Raw genomic sequence first — 16,665 nt, 5'->3', positions numbered from 1 at the left:
CCATTTTATGGTGTTTTAGGAGGGGCGCCGACGAATTACTTTATATTGTGCAGCTTGAGCTACTGGGCGCATCACTACTCGGTCTAGGTTGATATGGTGTGGAACGTTGACGGCAAAGGTGACAGTTTGTGCAACGTCTGCTGCAGTCAGAGGGTGTTCAACTCCTTCATAGACTTTTTGTGCGGCTTCAGCAGAGCCAAGACGATTCGCTGAGAACTCTTCCGTGTGAACCATCCCTGGGCTAATTTCAATGACTCGAATATTATGTTCTGCTTCTTCTAGACGGAGCGCTTCGGTCAGTCCTCGCTGACCAAACTTTGCAGCGTTATACCCTCCCCCGCCTTCATATCCAGCTTCAGCAGCAGTAGAGGTGAGGTTCAGTATGGTTCCTTCTGCAGATTGGCGCAATGCAGGTAGGAAGGCTTGAATCATGTTCAAAGTACCCAAAACGTTGAGTCGATACATAAAAGCCCAATCATCAGGCTTTCCATTAGCTACGTGATCAACGCCTACAGCACCACCGGAAATATTGACGAGGGCGTGTAAGGTGCCTCCAGTTTGTTCGAGAACCTGCGCACTGGCAGCTTGTACTGCGTTAATGTCGGTGATATCTATCGGTGTAGGAATAGCACCAGTGCGTTGGGCAAGTTCTTCAAGACGTTCGACACGACGTGCTACAGCATATACAGTCCACCCGCTAGCGCACATCTGTTCGACGGTGGCTCTACCAATGCCGGAAGAAGCACCAGTGACGACAGCAATTTTTCCGGTGTGGGCTTGGGCGTCAAAAGGATTTTGAGGAATATAAGTCTCTACCATGGTTCCAACTTACCGATAGATGGCTAAGCAGCGGAAGATATTCCTTAAAAATGACAGAGCATTTTCTCTATCTGGGCGTTCACCTGCCGATATCACCTCAGATTTCCCCCAGAACAGAACCAGAGCATGAGAGAATAACCAGCATGGCTGAAAATAACCAGGGCACAGACACGCCCGTAACAATTAATGTTCCTGACCGTCCCGGCTTAGAAGGTCTCGAAAAGAAACTTTCTGAACGTTGGGCTAACGAAAAAACGTATGCTTTCAATCGTGAGACAACACGTGAAGAAGTGTATTCTATTGATACCCCGCCACCGACCGCATCGGGTTCTTTGCATGTAGGGCACATGTTCTCTTATACCCAGACTGACGTAATCGCCCGTTACCAGCGTATGCGTGGGAAAAATGTCTTTTACCCATTGGGTTGGGACGATAATGGTCTGCCAACTGAACGTCGTGTTCAAAATTATTATGGTGTTCTTTGTGACCCAGCTATCCCCTATGACCCAGAGTTTGTAGCACCAGAGAAGCCCGCTAAAAATCAGCGTGACTGGCCACGTATTTCGCGCCAAAATTTTATTGAATTATGTGAGACTCTAGCTACTGGAGACGAAAAGGTCTTTGAGCAGCTTTTCACCACATTGGGGCTTTCTGTTGATTGGTCTCATACATATCGAACTATTGATGCTCACTCACGTAAAGTCTCTCAACTTGCGTTTCTCAACGACCTCAAAAATGGCGATGCTTATATGGCAGAGGCACCTACGATGTGGGATGTCACGTTCCGCACGGCAGTTGCACAGGCAGAGTTAGAAGATAAAGAACGTGAAGGTGCATATCATCGTATTTCTTTCCACCGTCCTAATGGTGAAAAAGTGTGGATTGAAACGACACGCCCCGAATTGTTGCCTTCCTGTGTAGCTCTTGTAGCTCACCCTGATGATGAACGGTACCAAGAACTTTTCGGTACTACTGTTACTTCACCGCTATTTGGCGTCAGTGTGGAGGTTAAGGCTCACCCGTTGGCTCAGCCCGATAAAGGTGCTGGTATTGCGATGGTCTGTACTTTTGGTGACACCACAGACGTCACCTGGTGGCGTGAACTACAGCTTCCTACTCGTGCTCTGATTGGTCGTGATGGTCGTTTCAGCCGTGACACCCCCGAGTGGATTACTGACGAGCAAGGACGAACTAACTACGAACGTATGGCCGGCGCCACCGTCTTCACCGCTCAGAAAACCATTGTTGAGATGCTTGTTGAAGCTCAAGAAATGGATGGAGAGCCACGAAAGATTACCCATCCGGTCAAGTTCTATGAAAAAGGCGACAAGCCTCTTGAAATTGTGGCAAGCCGTCAATGGTATATCCGCAATGGTGGACGTGACGTATCACGTAGAGAAGAACTACTCGAACGCGGCCGTGCGATGACGTGGTACCCCTCGTTCATGCGTTCACGGTATGAGAACTGGGTTGAAGGTCTTAACGGTGACTGGTTGATTTCTCGCCAACGATTCTTCGGCGTGCCGTTCCCTATCTGGTACACGCTTGATGAAGATGGCGAACCAAACTACGACGAGCCCATTATTCCTGATGAGCAGATACTTCCGGTCGATCCTGCCGCAGAGCCTGCCCCTGGATTCACTGAAAATCAGCGTGGTGTACCCGGAGGATTCGTTGCAGACCCCGATGTACTGGATACATGGGCGACTTCATCATTGACTCCGCAGATTGCTACGGGTTGGGCAGTAGATGAACAGCTTCATCAGGTAACGTTCCCGATGGATTTGCGCCCTCAAGGTCATGACATTATCCGCACCTGGTTGTTCTCTACGGTAGTACGTTCACACTCTTTGGAGAACTCTGTTCCGTGGGCAAATACTGCTCTATCAGGGTGGATTCTTGACCCAGACCGTAAGAAGATGTCTAAGTCTAAGGGCAATGTTGTTGTCCCCAATGAAGTCCTCGAAAAGTATGGTTCTGATGCGGTGCGTTATTGGGCGGCTTCTGCTCGTCTTGGTGCAGATACCGCCTATGACGAAGGACAAATGAAAATCGGTCGTCGTCTTGCTATTAAACTGTTGAACGCTTCAAAGTTTGTGCTCGGTCTTGGCGCTACACAAGATTCAGTGCTTACCAATGCAGAACAAACAAGTGTTCTGACCAACGCTTTGGACCGTTCTCTTCTGGCAAAACTTGCACAGGTCGTAGAAGAAGCCACTCTTGCTTTTGAAAAGTATGAGTATGCTCGCGCTCTTCAGCTTTGTGAGACGTTCTTCTGGTCTTTCACCGATGATTTCGTAGAACTCATTAAAGACCGCGCCTATGGTTCTCGCGGTGAAGAAGAACAAGCATCTGTCCTAGCGGCTTTGGCAACAACTCTCGATGCACTCTTGCGTCTTTTTGCACCGTTCTTGCCATTTGCTACTGATGAGGTGTGGAGCTGGTGGCGTTCAGGTTCAGTTCACCGTGCTTCATGGCCAACCTCTGAGGGGTATAAGGCGGTACTCGAGAACGCCGATGTTCAGGTTCTGCCTACCGTAGGTCTAGCCTTAGGTGGTTTACGCAAGGCAAAGTCTGAAGCTCAAGTTAAACAGCGTACCGAAGTGGCTACCGCAACTATTTCTGCATCGCAAGAAGTTCTAGAACAGGTTAAAGCTGGTGTCGAAGATCTTAAGGCTGCTGGAAATGTGCGAGAGCTTCAATTTGTTGTCGCCGACGTTGAGCTCTCTGTCTCAGAAGTTGAGCTTCTTACAGAAGAGACCGAAGCATAAAATGTCTCTCACGTTACCGCACCTATCCGGTTAACGAGAAGATGGGGAGAACACTGCGTTTTAGCAGGTGGTGTTCTCCCCATCTTTGTTTTCTTAGTTCTTTTCAAAATTTTGGATTTTCTTATGTCGGATTCTTCTCCCCGCCCTTTTGATGCGCAGTACCCCAAATATCGTGGAGATCCCAATAACGTCAGCAAACAACGCTATTTTATGATGAATATGGGAAAGCGAGTTCTGGAAGGGTGGGCCGATAAACTTTATTTTGTGTTTGCTGGAATCGCCTCTATCTGGCTTGCGGTGGTAGCTCTGATTGATTCGTGGTATCACAGCTGGTGGGGTATTCTCATCGCCTTTGGTTTTTGGTTCTTCTCTGCTTATCTCACGTTGCCTCGTTTTCATCGCATCATGACAGACCTGTATGTTCCCGACTATTTTATTGGACGCACCCGCACAGGTGATGGTCTTCTCGGAGACCCCGTCAATATCGGACTCCGTGGAACAGCAGAAGAGATTCATACTGCGATGGAAAAAGCAGGATGGGTCAAGGCAGACCCCGTTACGTTGGCATCCTCATGGCGTATTATCGTCAATACGCTCAGGAAGCGTCCTTACCCAACGGCTCCGGTTTCACCTCTTTATTTATTTCATCGTTCTGAGAATTTTGCCTATCAGCAAGAGGTAGATGGCTCCCCTAGCAAACGTCACCATGTTCGTTTTTGGAAAGCACCTGAAGGGTGGAAATTGCCAGGTGGCGAACCCGTTGATTGGCTTGCTGCAGCAACTTTTGACAGAGCAGTAGGACTCTCCCTATTCACTTTTCAAATTACTCATAAGATTGACGCTGAGACAGATAAAGAACGTGACTATGTCGTTGAAACAGTGTTGTACTGTAATCAGAAGGCACGCTCTGATCTGATCGAGGATTTCTCTTCTGGGTATCATTCCCGTAACGGTGGCGGAGACACTATTCTTACCGATGGGGATTTACCTATCCTCGATTTGACGTCGGTATGCAATCGTCAAGATGGACGTCACAACACCCAACGATATGAGCGCATGCATCGTCGTAGGCCTTGGGAATTAGTAGAACAAGCGCCGTTGAGTGTGTGGCTTGCTTCTGCTTTTACATCTTTAGTGATTCTTCTACAAGCGTTCTTGAGCGTTACGCATTTAGGTGTTCTGGTTAACCCAAAAGATTCCTTTGAAGTAGATGTTCAAAGGTTCTGGCAGATGTACATTGCACCGGTTGTTATTGTTGTTGTCCTAGTCATCACGATTATTCAAATTTTTCTCGTGGTGTGGACGATTCGCGGAAGCCAGCTAGCACGTAAAATTCTGTTAGCGTTATTGTCTTTTTCTTTTATATCTAATGCACTTAGCCTTGTATTTGGTACGGAGCAAGATATTAGCACTACCTATACCATCTATGTGCTCATGGCCTCTCAAGTGTATGCACTCTTAGAGTTCACCTCCGATGGTGCAGTGAACTATACCTTCAACATGACTCGGCAGAAATCTCGCCGTTAGGACAAAAAGTGAGGGGTTGGGGCACAATATCTTTTGTGTCCCAACCCCTCTATCTTTTAAGGGTCTTTTTTATTGGTGGTTAAAGATTGGCCCAACAGTACGGGGACGTTTCAGCTCAAAGAAACCGGGATAGGAAGCTAAACCGAGAGCAGCGTCAAAGAGCTTTCCAGCTTCTTCTCCCGTTGGGGCGGGACTAATGACAGGGCCAAAGAAGGTGACACCGTTAATGCTCATTAGCGGAACACCAATATCGTCTCCCCCAGCTTGTTCTAAACCACGACGAGTAGAAGAACGCATCTGCTCATCGTATTCGTCCTGATGGGCGTACTGCGCATATTCTTCAGGTAAACCGACCACGGCTAAAGCAGCAACAATAGCTTCTTCGTAGCGGGTACCGCCATGGTTCTGTTGGTGATGGATTTGTTCACCTAAAGCGGTGTATAGTGCATCAACTTCTTTTTGTGAATAGTTTTCAGCTACCGCAGTAACAACACGAGCTGGACCCCAGACCTGTTCCATATGTTCACGATATTTTTCAGGCAGGTCACGTCCCTCGTTCAATACGGATAGTGAGAAAGGATTCCACACGACGTCAATATCACGAACTTTCTCAACTTCTTTAATCCAGCGTGAGGTAATCCAACACCAAGGGCAAGTTGGATCAAACCAAAATTCTACGGATGCTTTATCTGCCATCATGGCTCCTTAATATTGAGAGATAAGGTTTTAAGTCCCTATACTATCTTCTTCGTGTTTTTAGAGAAAGGTTCTTTAACGTTTAGGCCGATTTCTGAGAATTATCCCCTGCATCCAGTACCATAATGGGATCTTTATGCCTCTGAACGACCTCCGCGTCGATGATAACAATAGATACGTCTTGACGTGATGGGATATCAAACATGACAGGAAGTAAAATCTCTTCCATAATTGCTCGTAACCCACGCGCACCGGTCTCACGTTCAATAGCAAGTCTCGCAATAGCTGACAAAGCGGAGTCTTCAAAGACAAGCTCTACACCATCCATAGAAAACATCCGCTTATATTGCTTCACCAAAGCATTTTTGGGTTCGGTAAGGATTCTTGTGAGGTCTTCTTCGCTCAAGGTATTCAATGTAGCAAGAACCGGTAAACGACCAATAAACTCAGGAATCAAACCAAATTTGAGCAGATCCTCTGGCATCAGTTTTTGAAGGATATCGGTGTCCTGCCCAGCATTATCAATGCGTGCACCAAAACCAATACCTTTTCGTCCAACACGCCCGCTCACAATCTCTTCAAGACCGGCAAACGCACCCGCAACGATAAACAAGATATTCGTTGTATCGATATGCATAAAATCTTGTTGAGGGTGTTTGCGCCCTCCTTGTGGAGAGACCGCCGCTACCGTTCCTTCAAGAATTTTCAGTAACGCTTGCTGTACGCCTTCGCCTGAAACGTCTCGAGTAATTGACGGGTTATCAGCTTTTCGTGAGATTTTATCGATTTCGTCAATGTAGACAATGCCTTTTTGAGCTTTTTTGATGTCTCCATCCGCAGCTTGGATAAGTTTAAGCAGAATATTCTCAACGTCTTCACCAACATATCCAGCTTCAGTCAAAGAGGTAGCATCAGCCACGGCAAAAGGAACGTTCAGTTTTTTAGCAAGAGTCTGAGCGAGATAAGTTTTTCCAGAACCCGTAGACCCCACGAGAAGGATGTTAGATTTCGCAATATCAACATCTTCCCCGTCAGCGGCAAGGAGTGCGCTCGCCTCGGTGATGGGGTTTTCCATCATGCGAATACGTTTGTAATGGTTGTAGACAGCAACGGAGAGAACTCTTTTCGCGGCTTCTTGTCCGACGACGTATTCTTGAAGGTGTGCAAAGATTTCTCGTGGTGTAGGCAACTCTAGAGGTTCGTTGTTTTTACGAGTTTCTGCTAGTTCTTCTTCAAGTATTTCGTTACACAGTTCGATACATTCATCACAGATGTAGATGTTTGGCCCCATGATGAGTTTACGGACTTGTTTTTGGTTTTTGCCACAGAAGGAGCATTTGAGAAGGTTGGTTGCCTCGCCGATTCTCGCCACGCTGCTATTCCTTTCCGTCGGATTCTGTCAGTCTCTAGGCTACCTTGATTCTCTCAGAGTCCAAATTACACACAGTTTTAAGTCTTAACTACGGTTGTGTTACAGAGTTTTGACTTCTATCATAACGGCATTTGAGATGTTTGAGATAAGACTATACTATTTGTTTTCTTTTTATCGTAAATATACAAGTGAGCCCCTTGAACACTCATCTTGACAGGAGTGTTCAAGGGGCTACCACGATTTTTAGCTATAGTCTTCTGCAGTGTTAAATTTTGGTTTTACCGCTTTACGTGATTCAAGCACTTGGTCGACAAGGCCATATTCAAGAGCAGCTTGTGCTGTCATAATGTTATCTCGTTCGATGGAACGATCTACTTCTTCAGGATCTTTATCGCAGTGTAGCGCTAGGGTGTTTGCAAGCCATTGGCGCATACGCATCACTTCATTAGCATGAATTTCGATATCGGAAGCCTGCCCGCCTTGTTGTCCACCCAACGCTGGCTGATGAATTAGCACACGGGCGTTGGGAAGAGCCAAACGTTTACCGGGCGTTCCCGCTGCTAAGAGCACAGCTGCAGCAGAAGCTGCTTGACCGAGGCAAACGGTTTGAACCTCAGGGCGAATGTACTGCATAGTGTCATAAATTGCTGTCATCGCGGTGAAAGAACCACCCGGTGAGTTGATGTATAGGGTGATGTCACGATCTGGATCTTGAGATTCGAGCACGAGTAGCTGCGCCATAATGTCATCTGCTGAGGCGTCATCTACTTGAGTTCCAAGGAAGATAATACGGTCTTCGAAGAGTTTAGCGTAGGGGTCTTGACGCTTGTACCCGTAGGGGGTGCGTTCTTCAAAATTTGGTAGTACGTAACGGTTAGTAGGCATTCCGTAAGCAGGCATTGATGTGGGGTTATAGTTCATTATTATTCTCCTCAAACTTTGTCAATACACAATTATTTTTGTGCTGAGACCTGTGTTCCTGCACTGGTAGCGATGTGGTCAAAGAAGCCGTAGGCAAGGCCTTCTTCTGCAGTAAACCAGTTGTCTCGGTCGTTATCTTTGAGGATAGTTTCCAAGGTTTGTCCGGTACGTTCTGCGGTAATCTGCGATAGACGTTTTTTCATATCTAAGATGAGTTCTGCTTGGATACGAATATCAGAAGCGGTACCGCCTAAACCGCCAGAAGGCTGATGCATGAGGATTCGGGCGTTAGGAGTTGCGTAGCGTTTCCCTGGCGCTCCTGCGGTGAGGAGGAACTGTCCCATGGATGCAGCCATACCGGTTACGACGGTTACAACATCATTAGGGATAAGTTGCATCGTGTCATAGATTGCCATACCTGCAGTGACTGAGCCACCAGGTGAGTTGATGTATAGGTAGATATCAGCTTCAGGATCTTCTGCAGAGAGTAGAAGCATCTGGGAGCAGATACGGTTTGCGTTGGAGTCGCGAACTTCAGATCCAAGCCAGATAATACGTTCTTTGAGCAGACGGTTATATACATAATCGTCTTGTCCCCCAGCGGGAGTTTCTGCGTGTGAAGTAACTCCAGCAGAGAACGATGGTAGAGGCAAAATATCAGACATAAGTTCTTTTTCCTTACTCGCTGATACCGAACGGGGGTCGGTTCATTGAAAATATCGGTTACTTAGAAGACTAGCGAACTTTTCATCGCTTCGGGTGTGAGTTCACGTTCAACGAAACACCTCGTGTCACCCCTACACTATTTAATGGCGATGTTTTGGTCATAATGTTCAGATAGTATGACGGTGGGGCACACTCCCCAAGGAGTGTGCCCCACCGTCATATCAGAAAATTTATTCTGCGTCTTTTGCAGTTCCTAGGTAGGAAGACAAGTCAACAATGTTGCCCTTAGCGTCTTTAACCTCTGCCTTTTCAAGAACAGAAGCAAGAGCCTTAGAACGGCGTACTTCGCCGACCATGAGACCAGCCTGTCCAGAGCCTTCTAACATCTGAGCGAACTGGTTTGGATCCATACCGTACTGAGAAGACATGGTAATGATGTAGTCAATAATTTCAGACTGTTCAACACCAATTTCTTCAGCTTCAGCAATAGCATCGAGAACCATTTCGTTCTTGAAAGCTTCGGTTGCATTCTTGCGGATTTCTTCGCGGTGCTCTTCGTTATCGTGGTCAGCTTCAGTACCAGCGGACTTGAAGTGCTGTTCTAGCTGATCTTCGATAACTTTCTCAGGAACAGGAACTTCGGTCATTTCTACGAGCTGAGCAAGAACTTTGTCGCGAGCTTGTGCGCCTTGTTCTGCAACTTTAGACTCGAGAGCCTGCTTTTTGAGATCTTCTTTGAGCTCTTCAATGGTGTCGAACTCTGAAGCTAGCTGAGCGAACTCATCATCAGCTTCTGGAAGTTCGCGTTCCTTGACTGCGGTAAGTTCAACCTTAACAACAGCGTCTTTGCCAGCGTGTTCTCCGCCAGCAAGTTTGGTTTCGAAGGTTGCGTCTTCGCCAGCAGAAAGTGCAGTGAGAGCTTCGTCTAGACCTTCAAGCATAGTACCCGCACCAACCTGGTAAGAGAGGTCGTTTGCAGCGTCTACTTCTTCACCATCGATAGAAGCAGTGAGGTTGATCGTCACGAAGTCTTTATCTGCGGAGGGACGGTCAACAGCTTTAAGGGTTCCAAAGCGTGCACGAAGGTCGTCAAGAGCTTTCTGTTCATCTTCTGCAGAAACAGTTGCTTCTTCAACTTCTACACTCAAACCAGAGTAGTCAGGAAGTTCAATTTCAGGGCGAACAGTAACCTGAATGGAAAGTTTTACATCATTTTCACGCGCAGATTCTTCTGGCTTGCTAAGGATTTCCAGTTCTGGTTGCGCAAGAGGAATAAGACCGTTCTCAGCGAGTGCTTTCTGGTAGAACTCGTTGAGTCCTTCGTTGAGAGCGTTCTCTACAACAAAGTCGAATCCGGCGCGCTGTTCAATAAGCGCACGAGGAGTTTTACCTTTGCGGAAGCCGGGAACCTGGATCTGCTGAGCCAGAGACTTGTAGGTACGGTCAAGGTAAGTCTTGAACTCTGCGAAAGGAACCTCGACCTCAATTTTTGCGAGGGTCGGGTTGATCTTCTCGACGGCAGTTTTCACGTCCGCTGATCTCCTGAATATTTAGTCGGTTATCCGCAAGTGTTGTTAACTCGCAGATTCTTGTAATGGTTCTTATGATAAAGCAAAACCCGTCGAAAGAATACTTCGACGGGTTCTGCTAACTCATGTCGGGGTGACAGGATTCGAACCTGCGATCTCCTGCTCCCAAAGCAGGCGCGTTAGCCAAGCTACGCCACACCCCGTTCAGCACAAGGCGTTATCCAGTGTATAACAGTTTTTTCATCCTCGCTACTCGAAAAATATTTTTTGAGCGATTTTCAGCTCAAAAAACAGCGTTGCAACCGTTGAAAAAAATAACATTTAACCTAGTGAAAACTGTTTTTTATAATACGAGAAAAAATCTCAAAAATTTTTCCAAGAACCCCTAACCCCCCCTTTTTTGGCAGAAAAATCAAAAAAATTCTCTTTTTCGAGTTGACACGGCACCAAAACTAGTGTTTACTTGATTGAGTCCCACGGGGATGTAGCTTAATGGTAAAGCCTCAGTCTTCCAAACTGATTACGCGGGTTCGATTCCCGTCATCCCCTCCAAATATAGAAAATCTCCCAGACAGTACAGTCTGGGAGATTTTTTTATACCCTCAGATACAACAATACGGCGCTACCTAACAATCCCAATTCGTAGAGAAGTGTAGATAGCGCCGTACGCTTTATAAAAATAAGTTCAGCTCACCGTATGCGCAAAGATTATTGCTGACATTGAGGGCACCAATATAACTTACGCCCAGCAAGTTCTTTCATCAGAATATGAGAAGAGCATAAAAGACAAGGCTGCCCCTGACGTTGATACACATAATACGCAGCATCAGGCCAAGCATCTTCTAAAGAAATACCAACACGATGCTCACCACGAGTTGTCACAATCTTCCCCAAACGAACACCAATATGCAATAGTTCGCAAAGATCATCCCACAGCTGCACAGCTTCTTCTTCAGAGATTTCCCGCGCCGGACGCATCGGGTCAATACCTAACCTGAATAATGATTCTGCTCTAAAAATATTTCCAACACCAGAAATAATCTTTTGGTCCATTAAGACAACAGCAATGGGACGAGCCGTACGACGCAGAGAATGATAGAACCTTTCTGCAGATCCCTCCACAGAAAGGGGGTCCTCCCCTAGGTCGCCTCGCACTTTTTGCACTTGCGCAGGTGTTAGCACACGGCAAGTCATTGCACCAACTAAATCAGCCCAACATGTGTCAGCGATAATCCTCGCTCGCGTAGTTGGAGCCACCTTAGGCGGAGCAGTAGCTAGTACATGCTGTCCGCTCTGCTCTCTTTCGTGAGCTTTACGAGGGGCACCAATGGCAGTAGAACCAATAAAATGTTCACCACCAAAAGTCCAAGCACCATAAATCCCCAAATGAACGTTAAGAGTCAGCTCGTGGTCAAACCCCACAAAAAGATGTTTCCCATGAGCATATGCATCGATAATAGTCTGCCCGTCAAGGAGCTGAGCACCATCACTAAAACGCCCCTGAGGGCTGGTGACAGAAACAGTTTTTCCTGAAAATAGCTCCGTAAATTGATGAGCAAGACGATGGATAGAGTGACCTTCTGGCATAACTATCGTATTGGCTTCTCAAAAAACTTTTAAGAGTTAATCTCTCGGCCAGTAATAGCACCAGTTGCCTCGTACTCTGCCATCTGATGAATGCGTCGCTGATGACGTTCTTCACCAGTCCAAACAGTCGTGAGAAAAACACGAATAATTTCCCACGCTTCTTCAAGGCTATGTTGACGGCCACCAATAGCCACCACATGAGCATTATTATGTTCACGCGCCAAGGCAGCAGTATCGTGATTCCACGCCAAAGCAGCACGGATACCAGTTACTTTATTTGCAGCCATCTGCTCACCATTTCCCGAACCTCCCAGAACAATGCCAAGAGAGTCTAGCCCCTCTTCCCTATCTTTCCGGACGCCAAGAGCAGCATTAATACAGAAGCTGGGATAATCATCTAATGGGTCATATTCACGGGGACCATGATCAATCACCTCATACCCATTCTCAGTTAACTTCTGAACAAAATACTGACTCATCTCTAAACCAGCATGGTCAGTAGCAATATGTACGCGCATAATAAAGCTCCTTGAAAGCAATAACGCCAGCAGAGACGGGGAGTTCTTCTGCTATGTGCAGTGGTTATTCAGGTAGCGCCTATTTCATCTTTGTGAACTAGGGCATTAGACTTTGAGAGAAGAGCTACTTGCTCATAGTTCTGCTAGGTCTTATCTAATGATTCTAGTAACGATTGAGGAGTAACGCATTCTACGCGTCTGCGTTGCACCCGTATTTTTAGAAAAAGAGAGGGCTATATGCCGGGAATGAACCTTACACGCGCTGAGGCAACTGAACGTGCAAACGTCGTAACTCACGTTGATTCTTACACCATCACACTGGATTTGACGCAAGGCGAAAGAATTTTCAGCACCCACGCAACCATCACCTTTGATGCAGTAGCTGGCACCTCAACCTTTATTGATGCCATTACCGACACTGTCCGTTCCATCAACCTCAATGGTGTTGAACTTCCAGTAGACCTCGCTGATGGAGTGCGTATTCAGCTACCAGAACTCGCAGAGAAGAACACCCTCATCATTGATGCAGATTTCCTCTACACCAACACCGGCGAAGGTCTGCACCGTTTCGTTGACCCAGCTGACCAAGAAGTCTATCTCTATTCCCAATTTGAGGTTCCAGATTCTCGCAGAGTCTACCCCGTCTTTGAACAGCCAGACCTCAAAGCGTCCTTTACGTTCTCCGTTAAAGCACCGGAGCATTGGACAGTTATCTCAAACCAGCCCGAAACATCTGTTCAAAAACAAGCAGATAGCATGCTGTGGAATTTCAAGCCCACTCCCCGTATCTCCTCATATATCACCGCAATCATTGCCGGCCCCTATGAGAAGGTCACAAGCTCTTTAGTTAATGCTGAGGGACGTACCATCGCCTTAGGTGCCTTTGCCCGCAAATCTCTCATGCCATACCTAGACGCTGAAGAGATTTTCACCTTGACACGTCAAGGATTCGAATTCTACGAAAAGATGTTTAACACCCCATATCCTTTCGAGAAATACGACCAACTATTTGTACCAGAGTTCAATGCTGGTGCCATGGAAAATGCTGGTGCAGTCACCTTCTTAGAAAACTACATCTTCCGTTCAAAACCCACTGAAGCTCTTGTCGAGCGCCGTGCCATTACGATTCTTCACGAGCTAGCGCACATGTGGTTTGGCGACCTCGTCACCATGAAATGGTGGAACGACCTCTGGCTCAACGAATCATTCGCTGAGTTTATGTGCACTCTCGCAGCGGCGGAAAATACTCGTTTCTCCTCTCAAGCGTGGGCAACCTTCGCCGCATCAGGAAAAACTTGGGCATACCGTCAAGACCAGCTTTCATCAACACACCCCATTGTTGCGCCTATTCGTGACCTCAACGATGTGCAAGTGAACTTCGACGGTATCACCTACGCCAAAGGTGCTTCTGTTTTACGTCAACTTGTTGCATGGGTTGGACAAGAGAACTTTATGTCCGCACTCACCCAATATTTTGCAAAACATTCTTGGGGTAATACTGTCCTCGATGATTTACTCGTTGAATTAGAGGCTACCTCCGGACGTGACGTTCGCTCATGGTCTGCACTATGGTTAGAAACCGCTGGTGTTAATACGCTAACTAGCGAAGTTGAAGAAGATGAAAACGGTAACATCTCATCGTTGAAGATTCGTCAAAGCTATGCGGAAGGATATGAGACGTTACGTCCGCATCGCCTTGTCGTCGGGTTCTATTCTTTGAGTGAAGGAAAACTAACACGTACCAAGCGTATTGAGTTAGACGTTAATGGTGAACTTACAGACGTGGCTGAAGCCTCCGGCGTTGAACGACCTGATTTGATTCTTCTAAATGATGAAGATTTAGCTTATGCAAAGATTCGTCTAGACGAACGCTCTTTGCAAACAGCTATTGACCATCTTGGTGATATCGACTCCCCCACGGCTCGTAGCGTTGTATGGGGCTCATTGTGGGATACTACCCGTGATGCGCAAATGCCCGCACACCAGTTTGTTGAGCTCGTTCTCAATAATATTGGTGCTGAGACAAACTCGACATCGATGCGTGTGCAGTTGCTCAATCTTGAGCATACTCTCTCCTTCTATGTCTCTCGTTCTCAGGCACAAGAGCTTCGTATCCGTGTTGCAGATCGTCTATGGGATATCACTCAAGCAGCTCAGCCTTATTCTGATCAGCAGCTACAGCTTGTACGTGCTTTTGCGCGTCTTGCAAAATCTGATCAACAGCTTGATTGCGTTCAATCATTAATGAATGGTTCAACTGTTCTTGAAGGTATCGTCGTAGACACGGACTTGCGATGGTCTTTTATTCAATCTCTAGCTGCCGGTGGGCGATACAGCGCAGAAGAAATTGCGCAAGCTCTCGAACAAGACCGCACATCAAATGGTCAGCAGGCTGCTGCTACTGCTGAAGCGTCCATTCCTACAGCTGAAGCTAAAGCTAAGATGTGGCATGACATCGTAGAAACCGGTGAGCTCTCGAATATTGTTCAGCGCTCTGCTATTGCAGGATTCTTTACCGGTGCAGACGAACAGCTCATGGAACCCTATGTTGAACGATATTTTGATGCGATTGAGCAGGTTTGGCGTTCTCGTAGCCATGAGATTTCTCAGCAAATTATCGGCGGGCTATTCCCCCAGAATTATTCTGCACAGTTATTGGAACGTACCGAACAGTATTTAGCATCGTTACCAGAAGATGCCGGTTCCTTGTACCGGCAAGTTGCTGAATGTCGAGATTCTATGGTGCGTGCGTTGAAGGCTCAAGAAGCAGACGTTCGTTCATAAATTCCAATGTTTTATTGATAAAACGTTGGGTCAAGAAAAGCCCCTTAGCGAATAGAAGTTGTTTTACTCCTATATTCGTTGAGGGGTCTTTTGATGTTTCAACCTCTCTTTTTCTCTTGGTAGGCTAGTGAACGTGAGTTCCCTTAATCATCCAGCAGAACAACAGTCTTTTTATGATCAAGTTGGAGGCGCCCCAACTTTTGAAAAGCTTTGTTCAGAGTTTTATCAAAGAGTTGCCTCAGACCCCGAGTTTCGCGCTATGTATCCGGAAGAGGACCTTGCTCCAGCGGAAAGGCGTCTTCGGATGTTTTTAGAACAGTATTGGGGTGGTCCTAGCACCTATCAGCAAGAACGGGGTCATCCACGTTTAAGAATGAGGCATTTCCCTTTTGCTATTGGAGCCAAAGAACGAGACACTTGGTTGCAGTATATGCGGGAGTCGGTCAAGACGCTTGGGCTATCTCCTCTTCACGAAACAGTGATGCTTGACTATTTAGAACGTGCAGCCCACGCTATGCAAAACCGCACATAGAGGTATTTATCTCTCTGTATGTGTATACCAGTTTAAAAGTCGCTACCTGCTTGTTGTTTTAGTCCGGCAGCAAGGAGATAAAAAGTTATTCTGTAGCTGAAGATTTTTTACATAATACGTGTCCCATGGGGCAAGATAATCTAATCCACCCCTGAGAATAGTAAATATAGACTGGCATATGCGCCACCGGTGGCAAAAAGCCTAGCACCTCTGCGGCAAACGCAATGCCGCTAGGAAGCGTGTAGTTCTCTGGGGTGTAATGATGTTGTGGATGTGGTGTTGCTTCCCATGGCATAGGAGATGACCAGATACGGGAACGAACGGTGGCCAAAACAGCATGCCCAGGGTTATTGGGAAGGGCACTATCTACCGCGTTCATTCCGTCAAGAGCTATTTTTTTAAGCTCTCCTACTGTGATGTGTCCAATTCTTTCCCACTGACTAAAGGGCGGTAGTTGCCCGCTCCATGATGCTGTTGTGACCACAGGCGGTATAAAAAGATAATTTTTCTGTTGGTCGATACGAGCAAGACGATCTAGCACAGCGCTGATTTCTACTGTTGTGTCAAGTGTCTGGGCAGAGGCGATGTTAAGTGCTCTGAGCCCAAGGATGGTAGGGGTGGTATCGATGAGTGTTTCAGGTGACAACGCACAGACATAGGCGCCGACAGACATGCCACGAGTAATGAGCCGTACTGAAGCTTGTGTATCTAAAGATTTTGCGCGGGCGAGATAGGTTTTGAAGTCTTTAATTTGGTTAACATCTACCAGCTGAAGGTACGAAGCATTTTCTGCTGTTTTGTTAAGCACTCTTCGGTCCTACCTATTCGTCGTATATTTTTAGGTGATATGGCCTTATATCTGCACCATAGTTTTAGTGCAAGTCGTTATATAAGAATATCGTGTACAGAAGATAAAGAACGAGAGCACTGATAATTCTCTCAG

The 16,665-nt window shown here is 46.7% G+C and carries 13 protein-coding genes and 2 tRNA genes; 5 read left to right on the top strand and 10 right to left on the bottom strand.

All coding sequences use genetic code 11. The features are described 5' to 3' along the window. Positions 1 to 15: 15 nt before the first annotated feature. Positions 16 to 819, bottom strand: coding sequence for an SDR family oxidoreductase (locus ACN08W_RS07260; RefSeq protein ID WP_419109145.1), 804 nt, complete (start codon positions 817 to 819; stop codon positions 16 to 18). A 143-nt stretch (positions 820 to 962) separates the two neighbouring features. On the opposite strand from ACN08W_RS07260, the gene valS reads away from it, so the two are divergent. Beyond that, positions 963 to 3,590, top strand: a complete 2,628-nt coding sequence (valS, locus tag ACN08W_RS07255) for a valine--tRNA ligase (protein ID WP_419109144.1) — start codon at positions 963 to 965, stop codon at positions 3,588 to 3,590. 123 nt (positions 3,591 to 3,713) lie between these two features. Continuing rightward, positions 3,714 to 5,117 (top strand): LssY C-terminal domain-containing protein, encoded by a 1,404-nt coding sequence (locus ACN08W_RS07250; protein ID WP_419109143.1) that lies wholly within the window; start codon positions 3,714 to 3,716, stop codon positions 5,115 to 5,117. 69 nt (positions 5,118 to 5,186) lie between these two features. On the opposite strand, the gene ACN08W_RS07245 is transcribed toward ACN08W_RS07250, so the two are convergent. The 6 genes from ACN08W_RS07245 to ACN08W_RS07220 all read right to left on the bottom strand — a co-directional run bounded on the left by ACN08W_RS07245 (position 5,187) and on the right by ACN08W_RS07220 (position 10,504). Next, complete coding sequence (locus ACN08W_RS07245; RefSeq protein ID WP_419107336.1) at positions 5,187 to 5,813, bottom strand: DsbA family protein; 627 nt, start codon at positions 5,811 to 5,813, stop codon at positions 5,187 to 5,189. An 82-nt stretch (positions 5,814 to 5,895) separates the two neighbouring features. Next, positions 5,896 to 7,185, bottom strand: a complete 1,290-nt coding sequence (clpX, locus tag ACN08W_RS07240) for an ATP-dependent Clp protease ATP-binding subunit ClpX (protein WP_419109142.1) — start codon at positions 7,183 to 7,185, stop codon at positions 5,896 to 5,898. Positions 7,186 to 7,428: 243 nt separating this feature from the next. Further along, complete coding sequence (locus ACN08W_RS07235; protein ID WP_419103923.1) at positions 7,429 to 8,106, bottom strand: ATP-dependent Clp protease proteolytic subunit; 678 nt, start codon at positions 8,104 to 8,106, stop codon at positions 7,429 to 7,431. 32 nt (positions 8,107 to 8,138) lie between these two features. Further along, a complete protein-coding gene (locus ACN08W_RS07230; RefSeq protein ID WP_419107290.1) occupies positions 8,139 to 8,771 on the bottom strand; it encodes an ATP-dependent Clp protease proteolytic subunit in 633 nt (210 codons plus the stop codon). Between the two features lie 231 nt (positions 8,772 to 9,002). After that, positions 9,003 to 10,301, bottom strand: coding sequence for a trigger factor (gene tig / locus ACN08W_RS07225; protein ID WP_419109141.1), 1,299 nt, complete (start codon positions 10,299 to 10,301; stop codon positions 9,003 to 9,005). A gap of 128 nt (positions 10,302 to 10,429) precedes the next feature. Next, a tRNA-Pro gene (locus ACN08W_RS07220) sits at positions 10,430 to 10,504 on the bottom strand. A 275-nt stretch (positions 10,505 to 10,779) separates the two neighbouring features. Here ACN08W_RS07220 and ACN08W_RS07215 point away from each other — a divergent pair. Next, a tRNA-Gly gene (locus ACN08W_RS07215) sits at positions 10,780 to 10,853 on the top strand. 156 nt (positions 10,854 to 11,009) lie between these two features. On the opposite strand, the gene ACN08W_RS07210 is transcribed toward ACN08W_RS07215, so the two are convergent. Next, a complete protein-coding gene (locus ACN08W_RS07210) occupies positions 11,010 to 11,888 on the bottom strand; it encodes an Fpg/Nei family DNA glycosylase (RefSeq protein WP_419109140.1) in 879 nt (292 codons plus the stop codon). A gap of 29 nt (positions 11,889 to 11,917) precedes the next feature. Further along, positions 11,918 to 12,406 (bottom strand): ribose-5-phosphate isomerase, encoded by a 489-nt coding sequence (locus ACN08W_RS07205; RefSeq protein WP_419109139.1) that lies wholly within the window; start codon positions 12,404 to 12,406, stop codon positions 11,918 to 11,920. Between the two features lie 237 nt (positions 12,407 to 12,643). On the opposite strand from ACN08W_RS07205, the gene pepN reads away from it, so the two are divergent. Beyond that, positions 12,644 to 15,190, top strand: coding sequence for an aminopeptidase N (gene pepN, locus ACN08W_RS07200; RefSeq protein ID WP_419107287.1), 2,547 nt, complete (start codon positions 12,644 to 12,646; stop codon positions 15,188 to 15,190). A gap of 133 nt (positions 15,191 to 15,323) precedes the next feature. Beyond that, a complete protein-coding gene (locus ACN08W_RS07195) occupies positions 15,324 to 15,722 on the top strand; it encodes a globin (protein ID WP_419107286.1) in 399 nt (132 codons plus the stop codon). A gap of 85 nt (positions 15,723 to 15,807) precedes the next feature. Here the strand turns inward: ACN08W_RS07195 and ACN08W_RS07190 are convergent, their stop codons facing one another. Further along, positions 15,808 to 16,530 (bottom strand): transcriptional regulator, encoded by a 723-nt coding sequence (locus ACN08W_RS07190; RefSeq protein ID WP_419103930.1) that lies wholly within the window; start codon positions 16,528 to 16,530, stop codon positions 15,808 to 15,810. Positions 16,531 to 16,665: the final 135 nt, after the last annotated feature.

The organism is Rothia sp. CCM 9419 (assembly GCF_048512815.1).
Lineage (GTDB): Bacteria > Actinomycetota > Actinomycetes > Actinomycetales > Micrococcaceae > Rothia.
The sequence above is the reverse complement of the archived record's forward strand: the minus strand, read 5'-3'. Positions and strand labels throughout refer to the sequence as shown.

What these genes read in the sequence shown, in the direction of transcription:
- ACN08W_RS07205 (WP_419109139.1), bottom strand. Translation starts at nt 12,406, where the DNA reads ATGCGCGTACATATTGCTACTGACCATGCTGGTTTAGAGATGAGTCAG.
- ACN08W_RS07250 (WP_419109143.1), top strand. Translation starts at nt 3,714, where the DNA reads ATGTCGGATTCTTCTCCCCGCCCTTTTGATGCGCAGTACCCCAAATAT.
- ACN08W_RS07260 (WP_419109145.1), bottom strand. Translation starts at nt 819, where the DNA reads ATGGTAGAGACTTATATTCCTCAAAATCCTTTTGACGCCCAAGCCCAC.
- pepN (WP_419107287.1), top strand. Translation starts at nt 12,644, where the DNA reads ATGCCGGGAATGAACCTTACACGCGCTGAGGCAACTGAACGTGCAAAC.
- ACN08W_RS07230 (WP_419107290.1), bottom strand. Translation starts at nt 8,771, where the DNA reads ATGTCTGATATTTTGCCTCTACCATCGTTCTCTGCTGGAGTTACTTCA.
- ACN08W_RS07245 (WP_419107336.1), bottom strand. Translation starts at nt 5,813, where the DNA reads ATGGCAGATAAAGCATCCGTAGAATTTTGGTTTGATCCAACTTGCCCT.
- valS (WP_419109144.1), top strand. Translation starts at nt 963, where the DNA reads ATGGCTGAAAATAACCAGGGCACAGACACGCCCGTAACAATTAATGTT.
- ACN08W_RS07210 (WP_419109140.1), bottom strand. Translation starts at nt 11,888, where the DNA reads ATGCCAGAAGGTCACTCTATCCATCGTCTTGCTCATCAATTTACGGAG.
- ACN08W_RS07235 (WP_419103923.1), bottom strand. Translation starts at nt 8,106, where the DNA reads ATGAACTATAACCCCACATCAATGCCTGCTTACGGAATGCCTACTAAC.